This is a genomic window from Actinoplanes couchii, assembly GCF_016862075.1.
Classification (GTDB): Bacteria; Actinomycetota; Actinomycetes; order Mycobacteriales; family Micromonosporaceae; genus Actinoplanes; species Actinoplanes couchii.
Genome location: NZ_BOMG01000028.1, coordinates 16,544 through 36,963, shown reverse-complemented (window position 1 = coordinate 36,963; position 20,420 = coordinate 16,544). Strand labels below are relative to the sequence as shown.

The 20,420-nt window shown below is 71.0% G+C and carries 14 protein-coding genes; 13 read left to right on the top strand and 1 reads right to left on the bottom strand.

Annotated elements, in window-relative coordinates; translation table 11 throughout:
* The first annotated feature begins 80 nt into the window (after positions 1–80).
* The 8 genes from glgX (at position 81) to Aco03nite_RS09155 (ending at position 12,647) form a co-directional block, all read left to right on the top strand.
* Positions 81–2,192 (top strand): glycogen debranching protein GlgX, encoded by a 2,112-nt coding sequence (glgX, locus tag Aco03nite_RS09190; RefSeq protein WP_203794358.1) that lies wholly within the window; start codon positions 81–83, stop codon positions 2,190–2,192.
* Positions 2,192–4,450: a malto-oligosyltrehalose synthase gene (gene treY, locus Aco03nite_RS09185; RefSeq protein WP_203794357.1), complete on the top strand. Its 2,259-nt coding sequence runs from the start codon at positions 2,192–2,194 to the stop codon at positions 4,448–4,450. The genes glgX and treY overlap by 1 nt, the downstream gene beginning before the upstream one ends.
* The gene (treZ, locus tag Aco03nite_RS09180; RefSeq protein WP_203794356.1) at positions 4,447–6,171 is read left to right on the top strand and encodes a malto-oligosyltrehalose trehalohydrolase; all 1,725 of its coding nucleotides are present in this window, start codon (positions 4,447–4,449) and stop codon (positions 6,169–6,171) included. The genes treY and treZ overlap by 4 nt, the downstream gene beginning before the upstream one ends.
* Before the next feature lie 33 nt (positions 6,172–6,204).
* On the top strand, positions 6,205–6,567 hold the full coding sequence (yidD, locus tag Aco03nite_RS09175; protein WP_239145020.1) for a membrane protein insertion efficiency factor YidD: 363 nt from the start codon (positions 6,205–6,207) through the stop codon (positions 6,565–6,567).
* Positions 6,568–6,641: 74 nt separating this feature from the next.
* Positions 6,642–7,826 carry a transporter substrate-binding domain-containing protein gene (locus tag Aco03nite_RS09170; RefSeq protein ID WP_203794355.1) on the top strand — a complete coding sequence of 395 codons (1,185 nt, stop codon included), beginning with the start codon at positions 6,642–6,644 and terminating at the stop codon, positions 7,824–7,826.
* Positions 7,823–8,875 (top strand): hypothetical protein, encoded by a 1,053-nt coding sequence (locus tag Aco03nite_RS09165; RefSeq protein ID WP_239145019.1) that lies wholly within the window; start codon positions 7,823–7,825, stop codon positions 8,873–8,875. The genes Aco03nite_RS09170 and Aco03nite_RS09165 overlap by 4 nt, the downstream gene beginning before the upstream one ends.
* Before the next feature lie 81 nt (positions 8,876–8,956).
* Positions 8,957–9,679, top strand: a complete 723-nt coding sequence (locus tag Aco03nite_RS09160) for a PP2C family protein-serine/threonine phosphatase (protein ID WP_203794354.1) — start codon at positions 8,957–8,959, stop codon at positions 9,677–9,679.
* 46 nt (positions 9,680–9,725) lie between these two features.
* Positions 9,726–12,647 carry an EAL domain-containing protein gene (locus tag Aco03nite_RS09155; RefSeq protein WP_239145018.1) on the top strand — a complete coding sequence of 974 codons (2,922 nt, stop codon included), beginning with the start codon at positions 9,726–9,728 and terminating at the stop codon, positions 12,645–12,647.
* Between the two features lie 127 nt (positions 12,648–12,774).
* Here the strand turns inward: Aco03nite_RS09155 and hrpB are convergent, their stop codons facing one another.
* The gene (gene hrpB, locus Aco03nite_RS09150) at positions 12,775–15,363 is read right to left on the bottom strand and encodes an ATP-dependent helicase HrpB (protein ID WP_203794370.1); all 2,589 of its coding nucleotides are present in this window, start codon (positions 15,361–15,363) and stop codon (positions 12,775–12,777) included.
* 224 nt (positions 15,364–15,587) lie between these two features.
* Here hrpB and uraD point away from each other — a divergent pair, with 224 nt between their 5' ends.
* The 5 genes from uraD (at position 15,588) to aceB (ending at position 20,352) form a co-directional block, all read left to right on the top strand.
* On the top strand, positions 15,588–16,136 hold the full coding sequence (uraD, locus tag Aco03nite_RS09145; protein WP_239145017.1) for a 2-oxo-4-hydroxy-4-carboxy-5-ureidoimidazoline decarboxylase: 549 nt from the start codon (positions 15,588–15,590) through the stop codon (positions 16,134–16,136).
* The gene (gene uraH, locus Aco03nite_RS09140) at positions 16,126–16,488 is read left to right on the top strand and encodes a hydroxyisourate hydrolase (protein ID WP_203794352.1); all 363 of its coding nucleotides are present in this window, start codon (positions 16,126–16,128) and stop codon (positions 16,486–16,488) included. The genes uraD and uraH overlap by 11 nt, the downstream gene beginning before the upstream one ends.
* A gap of 2 nt (positions 16,489–16,490) precedes the next feature.
* A complete protein-coding gene (pucL, locus tag Aco03nite_RS09135; RefSeq protein WP_203794351.1) occupies positions 16,491–17,351 on the top strand; it encodes a factor-independent urate hydroxylase in 861 nt (286 codons plus the stop codon).
* Entirely contained in the window at positions 17,348–18,700 is a 1,353-nt protein-coding gene (locus tag Aco03nite_RS09130; RefSeq protein WP_203794350.1) for an 8-oxoguanine deaminase, read from the top strand. The genes pucL and Aco03nite_RS09130 overlap by 4 nt, the downstream gene beginning before the upstream one ends.
* Positions 18,701–18,804: 104 nt before the next feature.
* A complete protein-coding gene (gene aceB, locus Aco03nite_RS09125) occupies positions 18,805–20,352 on the top strand; it encodes a malate synthase A (protein ID WP_203794349.1) in 1,548 nt (515 codons plus the stop codon).
* The last annotated feature ends 68 nt before the right edge of the window (positions 20,353–20,420 follow it).

Sequence of the window (20,420 nt, the reverse complement as noted above, 5' to 3'; positions counted from 1 at the left end):
ATTAACCCCCCGATTCGGTGGGCAAACAATCCGCGCGCCGGCCCGCGATCACGAGGACGGCTGAGGGGTAGGAGCACCGTATGCAGGTCTGGCCTGGTCACCGGTACCCATTGGGTGCCACGTACGACGGGACCGGCACGAATTTCGCGATCTTCTCCGAGGTGGCCGATGCGGTCGAACTCTGTCTGTTCGACCCGTCCGGCAACGAGCGGAAGGTCCTCCTGCACGAGCAGGACGCGTTCGTCTGGCACGCGTACCTGCCCGGGGTGGAGCCGGGCCAGCGGTACGGCTACCGGGTGTACGGACCGTACGAGCCGCACCGTGGCCTGCGGTGCAACCCGCACAAGCTGCTGCTGGACCCGTACGCGCGGGCGGTCGACTCGGACATCGACTGGCACCCGTCGCTGTACGCGTACGACTTCGACAACCCGGATCAGATGTCTGAGCTGGACTCGGGGCCGTACATGCCGAAGGCCGTGGTGGTGAACCCGTACTTCGACTGGGGCAACGACCGGCGGCCGGACATCCCGTACCACCACTCGGTGATCTACGAGACACATGTCAAGGGGCTGACCCAGCGGCACCCGGAGATCCCCCGGGACATGCGCGGGACGTACTCGGCGATCGGGCACCCGGCGATCATCGAGCACCTGAAGAGCCTCGGCGTGACGGCTGTCGAGCTGATGCCGGTGCACCAGTTCGTGCACGACAACCGGCTGCACGACCTCGGGCTGAACAACTACTGGGGTTACAACACGCTCGGGTTCTTCGCGCCGTACCACGGGTACTCGGCGATGGGCGCGCTCGGTCAGCAGACCCAGGAGTTCCGGGGCATGGTCAAGGCGCTGCACGCGGCGGGCATGGAAGTCATCCTCGACGTGGTCTACAACCACACCGCCGAGGGCAACCACCTGGGCCCGACCCTGTCGCTCAAGGGCATCGACAACCGGACCTATTACCGGCTGGTCGACGATCAACCCCAGTTCTACATGGACTACACCGGTACGGGTAACAGCCTGAACGTCCGCAGCCCGCAGAGCCTCCAGCTGATCATGGACTCGCTGCGCTACTGGGTCACCGAGATGCACGTCGACGGTTTCCGCTTCGACCTGGCGTCCACCCTGGCCCGCGAGTTCTACGACGTGGACCGGCTCTCCACCTTCTTCGAGGTGGTCCAGCAGGACCCGGTGGTCGGGCAGGTCAAGCTGATCGCCGAGCCGTGGGACGTCGGGCCCGGCGGGTACCAGGTCGGTAACTTCCCGCCGAACTGGACCGAATGGAACGGCAAGTACCGGGACACCGTCCGCGACTTCTGGCGTGGTGAGCCCGCCACACTCGCCGAGTTCGCCTCCCGGATCACCGGCTCCGCCGACCTCTACCAGGACGACGGCCGCAAACCGTTCCACTCGATCAACTTCGTGACCGCGCACGACGGGTTCACACTCAACGACCTGGTGTCGTACAACGACAAGCACAACGACGCCAACGGTGAGGAGAACCGGGACGGCGAGAGCCACAACCGGTCCTGGAACTGCGGCATCGAGGGGCCGACCGAGGACGCCGGGGTGCTCGCGCTGCGGGCCCGGCAGCGGCGCAACTTCCTGGCCACCCTGATGCTCAGCCAGGGCGTGCCGATGATCTCGCACGGCGACGAGATGGGGCGCAGCCAGCAGGGCAACAACAACGCGTACTGCCAGGACAACGAGATCGCCTGGATCGACTGGGAGAACGCCGACGAGCAGCTGCTGGAGTTCTCCCGCAAGCTGACCGCGTTCCGGCACCGGCACCAGGTGTTCCAGCGCCGGCGGTTCTTCACCGGGCTGCCGGTCACCGCCCGCGGCGGCGGCGACCCGCTGCCCGACCTGGAGTGGTTCACCCCCGACGGGCGGCAGATGGCCGGTGACGACTGGGGCAACGACTTCGGGCGGGCCGTCGCGCTGTTCGTCAACGGCGAGGGCATCCGGGAACGCGGGCAGTACGGGCAGCGGCACGTGGACAGCTCGTTCCTGCTGTTCTTCAACGCGCACGACGCGCCGATCGAATTCACCACGCCTCCCACCGAGTACGGGGAGAAGTGGGAGCTGGTCATCGAAACCGCTGATCCGTCGCCCGACCGGCCGTCCGTCGTGGAGGCCGGACACCAGGTCTGGGTGCCGGATCGGTCTCTCATCGTGCTGGACAGGACGGTTTGATGCACCCGAGCAGTACTTACCGAGTTCAGGTCCGCCCCGATTTTCCCCTCTCTTCTACCGCTGAGATCGTCGACTATCTCGCCGATCTGGGGGTTGGCCACCTCTACACGGCGCCTCTGCTTGTTTCGGCTCCCGGGTCGGAGCACGGTTACGACGTTGTCGATCACTCACGGGTAAATCCGGCATTGGGTGAAATTTCCGATCTGAGCGCGGCGTTGAAGGCCTGTGACCTCGGGTTTGTCGTCGACATCGTGCCCAATCACGCCGGCGTGGGGGTGCCGCACGTCAACCCCACGTGGTGGGATGTCTTGAAAAATGGGCGCAAATCGGACTACGCGCACTTTTATGACATCGACTGGGAACGCGGTCGAATCCTGCTCCCGGTTCTTGCCGACAAATCGGACGCGCTGGACGATCTCCGGATCGAGGACGGCGAGCTGCGCTACTACGACAAGCGCTACCCGATCGCCGACGGGACAGGCGAGGGCTCGCCGCGGGAGGTGCACGACCGGCAGCACTACGAGCTGGTCAACTGGACCCGGGGCGACCGCGAGCTCAACTACCGCCGGTTCTTCTCGATCACCGACCTGGCCGGCCTGCGCGTCGAGGACCCCGAGGTCTTCGCCGCCACCCACGCCGAGATCATCCGCTGGTACAACGAGGGCATCGTGCAGGGCATCCGGGTCGACCACCCGGACGGCCTGCGCAACCCCGGCGAATACTTCAACCGGCTGCGCGACGCCGCCCCGGACGCCTGGATCGTGGTCGAGAAGATCCTCGAACCGGGTGAGGAGCTGCCCGCCTGGCCGGTCGCCGGCACCACCGGGTACGACGCGATGGCCGAGGTCAACGGCGTCTTCGTGGACACCGGCACGGAGGCCTTCTTCAACACCCTCGACCACCACCTGACCGGTGTGCACACCTCCTGGCAGGACCTGGTCCACGACGCGAAGCACCGGGTGGCCACCGAGATCCTCGCCGCCGAGCTGGACCGCCTGGCCCGGCTGGCGCCGGAGATCGAGTCCGCTCCGGTGGCGCTCGCCGAGCTGGCCGCCTGCTTCCCGGTCTACCGCTCCTACCTGCCGGCCGGTTCCCGCGACCTGGCCACCGCGCGGGCCGAGGCGGGCCGCCGCCGGCCCCAGCTGATCGGTGTGCTGGACCAGGTCACGGCCCGGCTGCGCAACCCCGCCGACGAGCTTGCCGTCCGATTCCAGCAGTTCACCGGCGCGGTGATGGCCAAGGGCGTGGAGGACAACGCGTTCTACCGCTGGACCCGGTTCGTGGCCCGCAACGAGGTCGGCAACGACCCGGCCAAGTTCGGCGTCACGCCCGACGAGTTCCACCACTTCGCCGAGCGGCGGGTGCTGGACTGGCCGTTCACCCAGACGGCGCTGGCCACCCACGACACCAAGCGCGGCGAGGACGTCCGGGCCCGGCTGGCGGTGCTCTCCGAGGTGCCCGGCGACTGGACCTCGGTGGTGCGCCGGTGGGTCCGGGTCGCTCCGCTTCCGGATCCGGCGCTGGCCCATCTCATCTGGCAGGTCGCGGTCGGCGCATGGCCGATCTCCAGGGACCGATTGCGGGCGTACGCCGTGAAGGCCGCCCGGGAGGCCGGCACCTGCACGTCCTGGCTGCGCCCCGACGAAGCCTTCGAGAACGCGTTGCAGCAGATGGTCGACCGGCTCTACGACGACCCGGCGCTGAACCGCGAGGTGACCGATTTCGCCGCGTCGATCACCCCGCCCGGCCGGTCCAACTCGCTCGGCCAGAAGCTGGTGCAGCTGGCCATGCCCGGGGTGCCCGACGTCTACCAGGGCACCGAACTGTGGGACCACTCGCTCGTCGACCCGGACAACCGCCGCCCGGTCGACTTCGCCGAACGCCGTGAGCTGCTCGGCCGCATCGACGACGGCTGGCTCCCCCCGATCGACGACACCGGCGCCGCCAAGCTCCTGGTCACCAGCCGGGTGCTGCGCCTGCGCCGGCAGCGGCCGGAGCTGTTCGCCGGGTACCGTCCGGTGTGGGCCGACGGCCGGGCCCCCGAGCACGTGTTCGCCTTCGACCGCGGTGGCGTGGTGGCGGTGAGCACCCGGTTGCCGGTCGGATTGTCACGGCACGGCGGCTGGGGCGACACCACGCTGTCACTCCACGGCCACAGTTGGACGGAAGTCTTCACGAACACCAGCTACGGCGGGAATCGTCTCTCGGTGGCCGAGCTGCTGCACACCTACCCCGTCGCTCTCCTGGTGAAGGAATGACACTCTTCTCGGTCTGGGCGCCGGACAAGCCCGTCAAGCTGCACCTGGACGGCCGCGACCACGAGATGGAACCCGGCGACGACGGCTGGTGGCACGCCGACGTGGACTCCGAGGCGGTCGACTACGGCTTCGTCCTGCCCGGTCAGGACCGGCCGCTGCCCGACCCGCGGTCGCCGTGGCAGCCCGGCGGCGTGCACGAGCTGAGCCGCCGCTACGACCATTCCGCGTTCGCCTGGACCGATCAGGGCTGGACCGGCCGGCAGCTGCCCGGATCGGTCCTCTACGAGCTGCACATCGGCACGTTCACCCCGCAGGGCACCTTCGACGCCGCGATCGAGCGCCTGGATCACCTGGTGGACCTCGGGGTCGACCTGGTCGAGCTGCTGCCCGTCAACGCGTTCAACGGCATTCACAACTGGGGGTACGACGGAGTCTGCTGGTTCGCCCCGCACGAGGCGTACGGCGGTCCCGACGGCCTGAAGCGTTTCGTCGACGCCGCCCACGCCAAAGGACTCGGTGTGGTGCTCGACGTGGTCTACAACCACTTCGGGCCGAGCGGGGCGTACGCGCCGATGTTCGCGCCCTACCTCGGCGGCGGCAGCAACCCCTGGGGCAGCTCGATCAACCTGGACGGGCCGGGCTCCGGCGAGGTCCGTCGCTACATCGTCGACAGTGTGCTGATGTGGCTGCGCGACTACCACATCGACGGTCTGCGGCTGGACGCCGTGCACGCGCTGCACGACGAGGGCGCCGTCCACCTGCTGGAACAGATGGCCGTCGAGGTCGAGTCGCTCTCCACGCGGGTGCGCCGGCCGCTCTCGCTGATCGCCGAGTCCGACCTCAACGACCCGAAACTGATCACCCCGCGGGAGGCCGGCGGTTACGGCCTGCACGCCCAGTGGGACGACGACGTGCACCACGCCCTGCACACCCTGCTGACCGGGGAGCGCCAGGGCTACTACGGGGACTTCGGATCGCTGGACTGCCTGCGTACCGTGCTGGAAGGCGCCTTCTTCCACGCCGGGACCTGGTCGTCGTTCCGGGGACGGCGGCACGGCCGGCCGGTCGACCGGCAGCGCACCCCGGGCCACCGGTTCGTCGCGTTCCTGCAGAACCACGACCAGATCGGCAACCGGGCCGTCGGCGACCGGCTCACCGCCACCCTGTCGCCCGGCCTGCTCAAGGTCGCCGCCACCCTGCTGCTGACCTCGCCGTTCACCCCGATGCTGTTCATGGGGGAGGAATGGGCGGCGGGCAGCCCCTGGCAGTACTTCACCTCGCACCCCGAGCCCGATTTGGCCGACGCCGTCCGCAACGGCCGGCGCAGCGAGTTCTCCCGGCACGGCTGGAACGAGGCCGACGTGCCCGACCCGCAGGACCCGGCCACCTTCGAGCGCTCCAAGCTGGACTGGTCCGAGCTGGGCAAACCCGGTCACGCCGAGATCCTGGACCTCTACCGGCGGCTGATCGCGCTACGCCGCGGCCTGCCCGGGCTCACCGACCCCTGGCTGCACCAGGTCGAGGTGTGGCACGGCGACCAGCACGTGGTGATCCGGCGCGGGCCCAGCGTGGTGGTGGCCAACCTGGCCGAGACGGCACAGACGGTCAGCGTGCGGGCCCTGCCCCGGGCGGTGCTGCTGGCCACCGCACCGGGCGTGATCGTGGAACGCGACCGGCTGGTGCTGCCCCCGGAGAGCGCGGCGGTGGTCTCGGTCCGCTGATCATCCGGTGCGCCGGTCCGCCATGATGAACACGTGGCGGTGTGGAAGTCGCGGAAACGCAGGAAGAAGGACCGGTCGTGTGACCCGGGGTGTGACTGCGACATCCCGGGTTGCGACTGCTTCTCGTTGAGCATGCTGGTCCGGTTGGGTGCGGTGCTCACCCGTACCCACGCAGGGGGATCGTGGGGGGAACGCGCCGCGACCGGCGCCATCCGCGGCTACCGCCGCATCTCGCCGCGCCTGCCCACCCGCTGCCGTTACCAGCCCACCTGCAGCGCGTACGCCCTCCAGGCGATCGAACGCCACGGGCTGGCCGCCGGGTTACGCCTCACCGCGGCCCGTCTGGTGCGTTGCCGTCCGGGTGTGCCGTTCGGTACGGCGGATCCCGTTCCGTGACCTGATCGGCGGCCCGTTGGCTGCCGAAGTCGGGCACCATGACCTTTCCGGGGTTCGTGGGGAGGACGGGGCTGATGGGGGACGTCGACAACGGTGAACCGGCCGCCCGGCCGTCGTCACCACCTTCGTGGCGGCTGCCACGCCAGTTCGCGCCGGAGATCGTCAGGTGGCTGCTGCGCAATCCGCAGCCGCCCGCGCCCGGCGAGCCGGAGCCCACCGCCGAGGAGATCGCCTCCCAGAACATCGCCCAGCAGGAGGTGATCCAGGAGGTCATCTCCGAGGTCGAGCGGGAGATGGTCGTGGACCGGGAGTACCGGTTCAAGGTGTGGAGGCTGGCCGGGCTCGGGCTGCTGATCGTCGTCACGCTGGCGGTGGCGCTGGGGAAACTGCTGGTGGGTGGGCCGCCGACGGTTGCCGAGCTGCGCGAGCAGGCGGGCGTGGACACCTGGAAGGAACTGCGGATCGGGGTCAAGGACGACCAGTTCGGCACGGCCTACTACGACCCGGCCACCAGGCAGTGGTCCGGCTTCGACATCGACATCGCCTACATGATCGCTGAGGATCTCGGCTTCCGGCGCTCCGACGTGCGGTTCTACGGGCTGGAGAGCGAGGACCGGGCCCGGATGCAGGCCACCGATCCGGCCGAGGCGAGCAAACGGGTCAATGTGCAACTGGTGATCGCCAGCTACAGCATCACGCCGGAGCGCGAGGCGATGACCGGGGTGACGTTCTCCCAGGGCTACCTCGACACCGAGCAGTCGGTCATCGCGCTGAAGGGTCATCCGAAGATCTCCACGCTGGAGGACCTGGCCGGCAAGCGGGTCTGCACCCTGTCCACGGCGACGAGCAAGTCCGCCCTGGTGGAGTTCGGCGCCGACGTGGTCCAGAAGAACCGGGTCCGGGAGTGCTTCGCCGAGATGGATGCCGGTCAGGTCGAGGCGATCAGCACCGATGCCGCGATCCTCGCCGGCTGGAAATATCGCTTCCCCGACAAATACACGCATTTCGACCTCGGTATCGACCCCAAGGAACGCTGGGGGGTGAACGTGGGGGAGAACCTGGCCCTCAAGGAGCTCGTCGACCTCACCCTCTACCGGTCCTTCGCCGACCCCGACGACAACCGCTGGGAGGAGGCCTTCGACCGGAACTTCCAGGTCGAGGTCGAGGAGAACGGCAGTTCCCCGATCGCCGAGGGCCAGCAGCCCCTGGTGGAACGGCCGAACGTGCGGTGGATGCCGTGGGAGGACCCGCTCCGATGAACGAGGTCGAGATCCACTCCGGTCTGGTCCACAAGGAACGGGTGCTGCCCCGGACCAGTTACCGCGCCGAACTCAACTGGCTCCTCGCCGTCCTGCCCGGTTTCCCGCTGCTGCTGCTCGTGCTCCGGCTCTGGTACCTGTCCCGGCAGGACCTGCCGACGATGCTGCTGCTGGTGCAGTACATCAACCCGCTCGGCATGATCGGGGCGCTGTTCATCACCCTCAGCTGGACGCTGCCCGCGGCCATCCTGCTGGTCCGGGTGCTCGGCGGCATCCTGCTGGTGAGTGTGCCCGGGCGGACCGGCACCTCGTTCCTCGCCGTCGCGGCGCTGCGGATGCCCGGCTGGGTCGTGGTGATCGCCGCCGGGATCGCCGCCTTCACCTGGCAGCTGCGGATGCTTCCGCTGCTCATGATGCTGATCGTCGCCATCCTCGGGCTGACCGCGGTGCAGGGCGAACCCGGGGATCCGTGGGTGATGCGGTGGCTCACCCTGGGCGTGCCGGTGCTCGTCGCCGTGCTCGTCTGGATCTTCGTGTGGCCGGGAGTGGTCGCCGCGATCCGGGCCGGGGACCACTGGACCGCCGTACTCCTGGCGGCTCCTCCGCTCTTCGGTCCGGTCCTCACCGGACCCGTCCCGCAGCGCTGGGCCCGCATCGCCACCCACTGGCCGGCCGTCGCCGCCGCCTTCGCCATGCCGTTCATGGTCGGCGTCGCCTTCCTCCAGGCGCCGGTCCTGCCGGACACCGCCGTCGAGCACGCCGCCGACGGTGAGCCCGCCGAGGTGGTCCGCGGGCAGCTCATCGCGGTCGACGACACCTCGACCACGATGCTCGAACCCACCGGACAGGTGACCTTCATCCCGAACGGCGAGGTCCGGTCGAAGACCCTCTGCCCGCAGGCGCGCGACACACCCGACAGCGGCCTCACCGTCCGCGGCTGGCCGGTCGAGGCCCCGGCACTGGAATGGATCGCGCCGACACGGCCGGTGACCGAAATCGATCCACGATGCCTCGGACGACCCCTGGATCGGGGCGCAGCCGGTGGATAAGTGTATTTTCACCAACGACATGTGCGACATGCCGCCCACCACGTGCAGACAGGCTGGCGCCGACCTGGCAGGCTGCACGCCATGACCTTGCACCTCCGGTGGGCGGCCGTCACCGACCAGGGACACGTCCGCAGCAACAATGAGGACTGTCACTACGCCGGTGACCAGCTCCTCGTCGTCGCGGACGGGATGGGCGGCATGGCCGCCGGTGATCTGGCCAGCCGGATCACCATCGAAGCCATGGTCTCGCTCGACACGCCGATCGACACCGAGAATCAGATGGACGCCCTGCACCGGGCGCTCGAAGCAGCCAACGGCCGGATCGCCGAGCAGGTGGCCGCCGACCCGTCCCTGGCGGGCATGGGCACCACGCTGACGGCGGTGCTCTTCAACGGGGAGCGGGCCGCCATGGCACACGTCGGCGACTCCCGGGCCTACCTGCTGCGCGACGGCCGGCTCAACCAGCTCACCAAGGACGACACGTACGTCCAGATGCTGGTCGACCAGGGGCTGATCAAGCCGGACGAGGCGGCCGTGCACCCGCGGCGGGCCGTCGTCACCCGGGTGCTCCAGGGCGAGCCGGTCACCCCGGCGTACGTGATCGTCGAGCCACAGCGCGGCGACCGGTGGCTGCTCTGCAGCGACGGCCTCACCGGCGTGGTGGCCGACCCGGTCCTCGAAGAGGAACTGCGCACCAACAGCGATGTCAAGTCGTGTGCGGAGCGCCTCATCGACCTCGCTCTGCGTGGCGGAGGGCCCGACAACATCACGGTGATCGTCGCCGACGTGACCTCCGGGGACTGAGCGGTTAAGTTGTTCCGGCCGCGATCCCGCGGCCCGGACTCAGGTGGTGATCACGACGGCGCGACTGCTCGGCACGCTGGCGTTCACCCTGGGTGTGGTCGCCTTCGGCGAACTCGCCCTCGGCACGCCACGCCTCTACACCGACACGGCGCAGCTCATCGCCGGGCTCCTCGCGTCGGTCGTCTGCCTGCGCGTAGGGCTCGGCCGTACCGGCATCCCGCGCAGCTGGCGGTTCCTCGCCGCCGGCGGTCTGTTCGTCTGGTCGCTCAACCGGCTCTGGTGGATCGTCCAGGAACTCACCGGCGTCGACCGTGAACCGCCGCAGCGGCTCGCCGACGTCGGGCTCGTCGTGCTGCCCACCTGCATGCTGCTCGGGCTGCTCGGCGCGGTCCGCACCCGGCCCGCACCCGCGCCCACGTCCCCGCTGCGCGGCCAGATCGCCCTCTTCCTGGACAGCGTGCTGATCACCGGGTCGGTGCTCGCCCTGGCCTGGTCGCTGCTGCCCGGCGTGCCCGGGCTGAACGCGGTCGCCGCCGGTTACCTGGTCGCCGACCTGATCCTGTTCACCATGGTGCTGCTCCTGCTCACCACCCGGCCCGACTCACCGGCCGGGCGGCGCCCGCTGCGGCTCGTCGGCTCCGCCCTGCTCGCCTTCGGGGTCGCCGACACGGTCCGGCTCCTCGGCGACGGGCCCACCTGGCTGGAAGGGCTCGGTCACCTGCTCGGGCCGGCGTTCATCGCGATGGCCGCGCTCAGCCCGGCCCGGTACGTGCCGCCGCGTACCGACCCGGACCGGATCGAGCGCGACTGGTTCCGGCTGCTGCTGCCGTACGGACCGGTGGTGGTCGCCGGTGTGGTCCTGGTGGCCCGCACCGTCACCGGCGGGTCGCTGACCCCGTTCGAGGCCTACCTCGGCTGGCTCGGCCTGGCCCTGGTCGTCACCCGGCAGATGCTCACCATCGTCGACAACACGGTCCTGTTCGACCGGGTCGCCAGCACCCAGCGCCGGCTCCACCACCAGGCCTATCACGATCCGCTGACCGGCCTGGCCAACCGTGCCCTGTTCCGGGAACGCCTGGTGCACGCGATCGACGCCCACCAGAAACGGGGCACGCCGGTCGCGGTGCTCTTCGCCGACCTGGACGACTTCAAGCTCATCAACGACACCTTCGGCCACGCCGTCGGCGACCGGGTGCTGCAGGCCATCGGCGAACGGATGCGGGCCGGGGTCCGCTCCCAGGACCTGGTGGCCCGCCTCGGCGGCGACGAGTTCGCCATCGTCCTGGACCAGAGCGGCATGCCGGTCCCGGCGCCCCGCCGCCCGTCCCGCTGGCGCCGCCGCGCCGACGGGGTGCTCCGGCAGCGCCGCTACGTCCTCTCCGCCGCCGGCGTCCGGGTCTCCGAAGCCACCGCCTTCCCCGCCGCGGCTCCCTCTTCCACCGCGACCCCCTCTTCCGCCGCGACCCCCTCCTCCACCGCGACTCCCTCTTTCGCCGGGGCGACCGCTCCCGCCGCTACCTCCACCTCCATCGCGACGTCCACCGCGACGTCCGCCGCGCCCTCGCCGTCCGGGCCGGTCGCCTCTGCCGGGTCTTCGCCGTCCGATCCGGTCACTTCCGCCGCGCCGTCTTCCTCCGCTCCGGTCGTCTCGTCCGGGTCCTCTGGTTCCGGCGTCCCGCCTGTCTCCTTCGCCTCCGGCCCGGCTTCTTCCTCCATCACCGCCGGCGTCTCGGCCGCCCCTACCAGCGCTGGCGCCTCGTCCGCGTCTTCCGGTGCTGGCACCGCGTCCGCTTCTTCCAGTGCTGGCACCGCGTCCGCTCTTTCCACTGCGGGCGCCTCCTCCACGGGTGGCCTTTCGGCCGGCGGATCATCGCCGGCCGCGGTGCCGGGCTCGGGTGCCGGGCTCGGGGAGACCGAGGCCGTCGTCACGCCGCTGATGGATCCCGAGGAGTGGGCCGCTGAGGCCGAGGCCATCGGTCAGCGGGTGCTCGCCACGCTGCGGGAGCCCTACGTGCTCGACGGCCGCTCGATCACCGTCGGCGTCAGCATCGGCCTGGTCACCGCCGAACCCGGCGACCGCCTCTCCGCCGACCTCCTGCTGCGCCGCGCCGACGCCGCGATGTACGCGGTGAAACGCCGCGGCAAGGGCGCCCTGATCCGCTACACCGGCCCCCGCGACGGCGGCCCGAACGCCGACCTGCCCCACCTGCTGGCCGGCGCCCTGGCGGGTTCCCCGGCGGCCGCCGGATTCGACGTCCACTACCAGCCGATCGTCCGGCTCAGCGACGGCGCGACGGTGGCCGTGGAGGCGCTGGCCCGCTGGACCGATCCGATCGCCGGCCCGGTCCACCCCGACGTCTTCGTCACGATGGCCGAACGCACCGGCCTGGTCTCGGCGATCGACGACTTCGTCCTGGACCGTGCCTGCGCCGACGCCGCGACCCTGGCCGAACTCCACGGTCGCCCGATCGGGGTACACGTCAACGTCTCCGCCGGACGGCTGGCCGGCCAGGGCCTGGAGGAGGCGGTCCGGGCCGCCCTGACCCGCCACCACCTGGCCCCCGAGAACCTGATCATCGAGATCACCGAAACCCTCCGGATCCCCGACCTGCCGTACGCCGCCGCCCTGGTCGAACGACTGCGCGCCATCGGTGTCCGGGTGGCCCTGGACGACTTCGGCAGCGGTTACAACGCCCTCGCCCAGCTGCACTCCATGCCGGTGGACATCGTCAAGCTCGACTCCACCCTCACCGACGTGGACGCCTCCCCGGACCGGGCCGGCGCCCTGTGCCGCTCGGTCCTGGCGATCTGCGCCGAACTCGGCATCACCGTGGTGGCCGAGGGCCTGGAGACCAGGGAGCGTGCCCAGGCCCTGACGGATCTGGGCTGCCCGCTGGGCCAGGGTTACCTGTACGGAGCCCCCGCCCCCTTGAGCCGCCTGGAGAACGTCACCGCTCCCGAGGCCTGACCCGCGGCCCCTCTTCCGAGGGCCTTCTTTTCTAGTGGCTCATCTCTTCGCTTTCAGGCGGCCCGTCCTTTCACTTCGGCCGGCTCATCTTGTCGTTGAGCGGCTCGTCTCCTCTTCGGGTGATCTGTCATCGGGACCGGGGATTCGTACGCCGAGTGGGTGTGGCAGTTGTCGGGTCCTCCGGCCATTGGTGTCGCGGATAGCGGCCCCGCATCTCGGCACGCACCTGCGGATAGCCCTGGACCCAGAACGAGCCGAGATCACCGGTGACCGCCACCGGCCGCCCCGCCGGGGAGAGCAGGTGCAGCAGCACCGGAACCCGCCCATCGGCCAGCCGTGGCGCCTCCCGCCAGCCGAACGCCTCCTGCACCTTCACCGCCAGCACCGGCGCCGCCGGATCGCTGTAGTCGACCCGCACGTTCGACCCGCTCGGCACCGCCAGCCGTTCCGGGGCGACGTCGTCCAGCCGGCCCGCCACCGACCAGGGGATCAGCCGCCGTAGCCCGGCCGCCACGTCCAGCCGGGCCAGATCGGACCGGCGCCGGGCCGAACCGAGATCGAGCCAGTCCTCCACCCCGGCCAGCAACGCGGCGTCCGACATGTCCGGCCACGGCTCACCGAGCGCCGCGTGCGCGAACGTCAGCCGGCTGCGCAACTCCTCCGCCCCGCGACTCCAGGTGAGCAGGCCCAGGCCCTCGGCACGCAGCCCGGTCGCCACCGCCTCGCGGACCAGCACCGGATCCGGATCGGTGAGCCGGGTGGAGACCAGGGTGATCGCCCCCAGCCGCCGGACCTTGCGGGCCACCACGTCCCCGTCGATCCAGCCGATCTCGGTGGCCTCGGCCAGCAGGGGAGCGGCCACCTCCCGGGCGGTCTCCTCGTCGAGCGGGGCGGCACTGCGAACCCGGGCCGTCCGCGCTCCGGAGGCCCGGTCCGCGCTCGCCACCACGATCCACGGGGTGCCGGTCAGCGGGCTCCCAGCGGGCAGCTCGGCCTCGGTGCCACCGGCCATCAGGTACGCCCGTCCACCCGCTTCCCGAACCCGCGCCACCCGCTCCGGATAGGCCAGCCCGACGACCAGCCCGGCCGCGAGATCGTCGGTGAGCCGCCCGCCACCCGATCCCGTCACCGGCTCGGGGGTGGCCCGGCTCGCCGCCGGGGTCAGGCGTCGAACCGGCTCGGGGGCGGCTCGGGTGACCGCAGGAGTCAGGCCCCGAGCCGGGTCGGGGGTGGCTCGGGTCACCGCCCGGGTCAGGCGGCGGACCTCGGTGCGCCACCCGTGGTCATCGCCGTTGCGGGCCGCCCGCCAGGCGGTGACCACGTCGCCACCGGCGGCGCGATCATCGTCCAGGACGGCGACCAGCTCGGCAGCCCGGGTCGTACCGAGAACGGCCGCGCCGTCCAGCAGAGCCCGGGCCAGCCGTGGGTGCAGACCGGCCCCGGCCAGCGCCTTGCCGCGGGCCGTCACCCGACCGTCCGGGTCGAGGGCGCCCAGATCGTGCAGCGTTGCCGTGGCGGCGCGGAGAGCGCCGGCCGGTGGCGGATCCGGCAGAGCGAGACCCTCCCCGTCGGGGTGACCCCACAACGCCAGATCCAGCACGAACCCGGTCAGGTCGGCGGCCGCGATCTCCGGCTCGGGCTGGGCCGGCAGCCGATCGTGCAGAGCAGGTGACCAGCAGCGGTAGACCCGCCCGGGCGCCTCCCGCCCGGCCCGCCCGGCGCGCTGCTCGGCACTGGACCGGGAGACCGGCACCGTCGCCAGCGTGCCCAGACCGCGAGCGTGGTCCATCCGCGGAACCCGGCTGAGCCCGGCGTCGACCACGGCCCGCACGCCCGGCACCGTCAGGCTGCTCTCGGCCACCGCGGTGGCCAGCACCACCCGGCGGCGTGGCCCGGCCCGCAGAGCGGCGTCCTGCGTGGAACCGGACTGGCGGCCGTGCAGCGTGACCACGTCGGCGTCCCCGAGCCCGCGGAGCCGCCCGGCGACGATCTCGATCTCGCGGGCGCCGGGCAGGAAGACCAGCACGTCGCCGTCGCCCTCGGCCAGTGCCCGCCGGGTCGTCACCGCCACGTGGTCGAGCAACCGTGGATCGACCCGGAGCCCGAGCGGCGGATTGATCGGACCTGCCGGGGGCGCCCAGATCACCTCGACCGGATAGGTGCGGGCGTGCGCGGTGAGCACCGGGGCGGGACGGCCCGGCTCGCCCAGGACCGCCGCGAGCCGGTCGGAGTCGGCCGTCGCCGAGGTCGCCAGCAGCCGCATGTCGGGCCGCAGCGCGGCACGCGCCTCGACCAGGAAGGCGAGCGCGAGGTCGGAGTCGAGGTGGCGCTCGTGGCACTCGTCGAGGATCACCGTGCCGACCCCTGCCAACTCGGGGTCGGACTGCAGGCGGCGGACCAGCAGACCGGTGGTGACCACCTCGACGACCGTCTCGCGGGAGACCTGCCGCTCGCCGCGCACCGCGAAGCCGACCCGCCGGCCCGGCTGCTCGCCGAGCAGGGCGGCCATCCGGCGGGCGGCGGCCCGGGCGGCGACCCGCCGTGGCTCGGCCACGATCACCCGGCCACCGGGCGCGGCCAGCGCGAGCGGGACCAGGGTGGTCTTGCCGGTGCCGGGCGGCGCCACCAGAACCGCGGCACCGGCCTCGGCGAGGACGGCGGCCACCTCGGGAAGGACCGGGCGGACCGGGAGATCGGGCAGGGACTCGGCAGGAATGAGCACGCGCCAAGTCTGGCCCATCCGCCGGGCGGCTCCGCGGTTGTCCACAATGCGGCCGATGGCGTTCGCGTTGTCCACAGGCAGCGGGGGACGGCGAGATTTTCCGGCCGGTTTCGTGGCAGGGTGGCGAAACGACCGGGGCATGTTAATTCTTCGGCTCGCCGGTGCACACGCCGTGCCCGGACTGATTGACTGTTCAAGATCGACGAGGAGGTGACCGGATGGATGCGGTGGAAGCCTTCAACACACTGCCCGCGGAGCGACTGGAGCCGGAGCTGCTCGCCTGCTGTGCGGCACCGGCCTGGGGTGCGGCGATCCTGGCGAGCCGGCCGTTCGCCGACCGGGCCGCGCTTCTCGCCGGGGCCGAGGCCACCGGGCGTGACCTGAGCTGGGCGGAGGTTCTGGCCGGTCTGTCCGCGCACCCCCGGATCGGCGAGCGGGCCGCCGGCGACTCCGCGGAGGCCGCCTGGTCGCGCGCCGAGCAGTCGGCCGCGGCACAGAGCGCGGACGATCGGACGGGAGCGGAGCTGATCGCGGCGAACCGGGAGTACGAGGAGCGGTTCGGCCACGTCTTCCTGATCTTCGCGAGCGGCCGTTCGCAGGCCGAGATCCTGGCCGCCGCACGGGAGCGGCTCGGCAACGACGAGACCACCGAGCGGGCGATCGTGACCGGTGAGCTGAGCCGGATCGCCCGGCTGAGGCTGGAGCGGGTGCTGGCCGGCCTGGAGCCGGCGCCCGGCGCGATGGAGCGGGTGCCCGATGCCCTCTGACGACGGCACCGCGGCCGAGTTCCGCGCCCGCATCTCCACCCACATCCTCGACACGGTCTCCGGCGACCCGGCCCGCGACGTCTACGTCCGCCTGGAGCGGCGTGATTCCGACGGTTGGCGGTCGGTCGGCGAGGGCCGCACCGACGACGACGGCCGTCTGCGCTTCGAGGTGCCGCTGCACGACTGGCAGGCCGGCGGTTACCGGTTCTTCTACTACGTGGAGCCCTACCTGGGCGGCGATTGCTTCTTCCCGGAGATCACGGTCGCCTTCCACGTGCACGACCCGAATCGTCATTACCACGTGCCGTTGCTGCTGAGCAGGTACGGATACACCACCTACCGGGGGAGCTGACCGTGGGAATCGTGCTGGGACCGAACCGCTACGGCAAGGCGGAGACCCGTCTGGTGCGGGTGCACCGCGACGGCGAGACGCACGGCCTGGTGGATCTCAACGTCAGCATCGCCCTCTCCGGCGACCTGGCCGCGACCCACCTGACCGGCGACAACTCCGGTGTCCTGCCGACCGACACGATGAAGAACACGGTGTACGCGTTCGCCGGACGACACGGTGTCGCCGAGCCCGAGGAGTTCGCCCTGCTGCTGGCCCGGCACTTCGTCGACAGCCAGCCACAGGTGCACGGGGCGAAGGTGTCGATCGAGTCGTTCGCCTGGGACCGGCTGGGCCCACACTCGTTCCGCAGACGGGGCGACCATGTCCGTACGACGGTGGTCTCGGTGTCCGCGGCCGGCACCCAGGTGGTCTCCGGCGTCACCGGCCTGGTCCTGCTGAACTCGACGGACTCGGAGTTCCACGGTTTCGTCCAGGACGAGTTCACGACGCTGCCCCCGGCCACCGACCGGATCCTGGCCACCGCCGTGGACGCCCGATGGCGGCACGCCGGTGACGACGCCGACTGGGCCGCTTCGTTCGAGGGCGCGCTGGAGGCGCTGATCGGGGCTTTCACCGGTACCTACAGCTATTCGTTGCAGCAGACGCTCTACGCGATGGGCGCCGGTGTGCTGGAGAACCGGCCGGAGGTGGCCGAGGTGCGGCTGGCGCTGCCGAACAAACATCACTACCTGGCCGACCTGTCACCGTTCGGGCTGGACAATCCGAACGAGGTGTTCATCGCCGGCGACCGGCCGTACGGGCTGATCGAAGGCAGTGTGGCCCGCGAGGGCGCGCCCACGGCGACCGCGGAGTGGTGGCTGTGATCCTCGTCGAGAACGCCGCGATCGCCACCGTCGACCCGGCGGGGCGGGAGTTCACCAGTGGTCATGTGCTCGTCGGTGACGACGGGCGGATCGCCGCGGTCGGCGCCGGGCCGTTCACCGGCACGGCCGAGGGCGCCCGGCGGATCGACGGCACGGGCTGCCTGGTCACGCCGGGTCTGGTGAACACGCACCATCACCTCTACCAGTGGGCGACCCGTGGGCTGGCGCTGGACGAGACCCTGTTCGGCTGGCTCACCACGCTCTACCCGATCTGGGGCCGGCTGGACGCCGAGATCGTCGGCGCGGCGGCCGGTGCCGGGCTGGGCTGGCTGGCGCTGTCCGGCTGCACCACCTCGATGGATCATCACTACGTCTTCCCGCGGGACGGCGGCGACGTGCTGGCCGCCGAGATCGAGGCGGCGCGGGCGATCGGGCTGCGGTTCCACCCGACCCGGGGCTCGATGGACCTGAGCCGCAAGGACGGCGGCCTGCCACCGGACCACGTCGTCGAGGACACCGACGAGGCCCTGGCCGCGACCGAGGCGGCCATCGACCACTGGCACGACCCGTCACCGGAGTCGATGCTGCGGATCGCGGTCGCGCCGTGCTCGCCGTTCTCGGTGACCACCCGGCTGATGACCGAGTCCGCGGAGCTGGCCCGGCGCAAGGGCGTGCGGTTGCACACCCACCTCGCCGAGACCGACGACGAGGAGGAGTTCTGCCTCAAGCAGTTCGGCTGCACCCCGGTGGAGTACGCGGAGCGTGTCGGCTGGCTCGGTGACGACGTGTGGCTGGCCCACGGGGTGCACCTGGACGACTCGGCGATCACAAAACTCGGTGCGACCGGGACCGGGGTCGCGCACTGCCCGAGTTCGAACGCCCGGCTCGGCGCCGGTTCGGCCCGGGTCCGGGAGTTGCTCGACCACGGTGTGCCGGTCGGGCTCGGCGTCGACGGCGCGGCCTCGCAGGAGGTCTCCCACCTCGGTGCCGAGTTGCGGCAGGCGCTCTACACCGCGCGTTCGCGGGGCGGCCCCCAGGCGATGGACGCCCGGGAGGCACTGCGGCTCGGCACGGTCGGTGGGGCCCGCTGTCTCGGGCGGCAGGACGACATCGGCTCACTGGAGCCGGGCAAGCTGGCCGACCTGGTGATGTGGCGGCTCGACGGTCTCGGCCACGACGGCATCGACGACAAGGTCGCGGCGCTGGTCTTCGGCCCACCGGCCCGGGTCGATCTGGCTCTGGTCGGCGGCCGTCCGGTCGTCGAGCGGGGTGAGCTGACCAACGCCGACGCGGACACCCTGACCGCGAGGGCCCGAGCCGCGCACCGCCGGCTTCTCCGAGTCGCATAGATCCGAATCTCACCGAGAAGAAAGTGGTGGACCGGGCCGGAGGAGCATGAATAATGCTCGATTACGGTACGGGGGAGTAACCACACTGAGAGGAATCGTCAACGATGACCGAGATCCTGTCCGACGAGGCGGTCGCGTTCGTCGCCGACCTGAACCGGCGCTTCCGCCCCCGCCGGGACGAGTTGCTCCAGGCCCGTGCGGCCCGGCGTGCGGAGATCGCGGCCGGCGCCACGCTGGGTTTCCTGGCGGAGACCGCCGACGTCCGCGCGGCCGAGTGGTCCGCCCCGCCCGCCCCGGCCGACCTCCAGGACCGGCGGGTGGAGATCACCGGGCCGACCGAGCGGAAGATGACGATCAACGCGCTGAACTCGGGCGCCAAAGTGTGGCTGGCCGACCTGGAGGACGCGAACACCCCGCACTGGTCGAACGTCGTCGACGGCCAGCAGAACCTGTACGACGCGATCCGGCGCACGATCACGCTGGAGACCGAGAAGAAGACGTACGAGCTGAACGGTGGGCCGTACCCGACGATCGTGATGCGCCCGCGGGGCTGGCACCTCGACGAGCGGCACCTGCCGGTGGACGGCACACCGGCCGTCGGCGCGCTTGTCGACTTCGGGCTCTACTTCTTCCACAACGCGAAGGAACTGCTCGAACGTGGCTCCGGACCGTACTTCTACCTGCCGAAGATGGAGTCCCACAAGGAGGCCGCCCTTTGGAACGACGTCTTCACGTACGCGCAGGAGGCCTTGGACGTCCCGGTCGGAACCATCCGGGCCACGGTGCTGATCGAGACCATCCCGGCCGCGTTCGAGATGGAGGAGATCCTGCACGCGCTGCGCCCGCACATCTCCGGGCTCAACGCCGGCCGCTGGGACTACCTGTTCAGCATCATCAAGTACTTCCGGGACAACCCGACGATGATCCTGCCGGACCGGGCCTCGGTCACGATGACGGCGCCGTTCATGCGGGCGTACACCGAGTTGCTCGTCTCCACCTGCCACAAGCGCGGCGCGTTCGCGATGGGTGGCATGGCCGCCTTCATCCCGAGCCGGCGCGATCCGCAGGTCAACGAGGTGGCCCTGGCCAAGGTCCGGGAGGACAAGGAGCGCGAGGCCGGCGACGGGTTCGACGGCTCCTGGGTCGCCCACCCCGACCTGGTGCCGGTCTGCCAGGAGATCTTCGACCGGGTGCTCGGTGACAAGCCGAACCAGCTCTCCCGGAAACGGCCCGAGGTCGCGGTCGACGCCGCCGACCTGCTCGACGTGGCCGGCACCGGCGGCGCGGTCACCCGGGCCGGGCTGCAGAACAACGTCAACGTGGCCCTGCAGTACCTGGAGGCGTGGCTGCGCGGGAACGGCGCGGTCGCCATCCACAACCTGATGGAGGACGCCGCCACCGCGGAGATCTCCCGCTCCCAGGTCTGGCAGTGGATCAACAACGGGGTGAAGCTCGAGGACGGTACGCCGGTCACCGCCGAGCTGGTCGGCCGGATCCTGGACGAGGAACTCGGCCGGATCCGTGAGGCTGTCGGCGACGAGGCGTGGACGACGGGGCGGTACGACGACGCGCGCAAGCTGTTCGAGCGGGTGGCCCTCGCCGACGACTTCGCGGACTTCCTGACCAGCGCCGCCTACGACTCGATCGACTGAAGACGGGCGCGCACGAGCGCTCGTGGGTAGCCCCGGGGCGATGCCGCCCGCCGGCATCCCCCGGGGTG

Coding starts and splice junctions, on each gene's coding strand:
- glgX (WP_203794358.1), top strand. CDS start 81: ATGCAGGTCTGGCCTGGTCACCGGTACCCATTGGGTGCCACGTACGAC.
- treY (WP_203794357.1), top strand. CDS start 2,192: ATGCACCCGAGCAGTACTTACCGAGTTCAGGTCCGCCCCGATTTTCCC.
- treZ (WP_203794356.1), top strand. CDS start 4,447: ATGACACTCTTCTCGGTCTGGGCGCCGGACAAGCCCGTCAAGCTGCAC.
- Aco03nite_RS09170 (WP_203794355.1), top strand. CDS start 6,642: ATGGGGGACGTCGACAACGGTGAACCGGCCGCCCGGCCGTCGTCACCA.
- Aco03nite_RS09165 (WP_239145019.1), top strand. CDS start 7,823: ATGAACGAGGTCGAGATCCACTCCGGTCTGGTCCACAAGGAACGGGTG.
- Aco03nite_RS09160 (WP_203794354.1), top strand. CDS start 8,957: ATGACCTTGCACCTCCGGTGGGCGGCCGTCACCGACCAGGGACACGTC.
- uraD (WP_239145017.1), top strand. CDS start 15,588: ATGGATGCGGTGGAAGCCTTCAACACACTGCCCGCGGAGCGACTGGAG.
- uraH (WP_203794352.1), top strand. CDS start 16,126: ATGCCCTCTGACGACGGCACCGCGGCCGAGTTCCGCGCCCGCATCTCC.
- aceB (WP_203794349.1), top strand. CDS start 18,805: ATGACCGAGATCCTGTCCGACGAGGCGGTCGCGTTCGTCGCCGACCTG.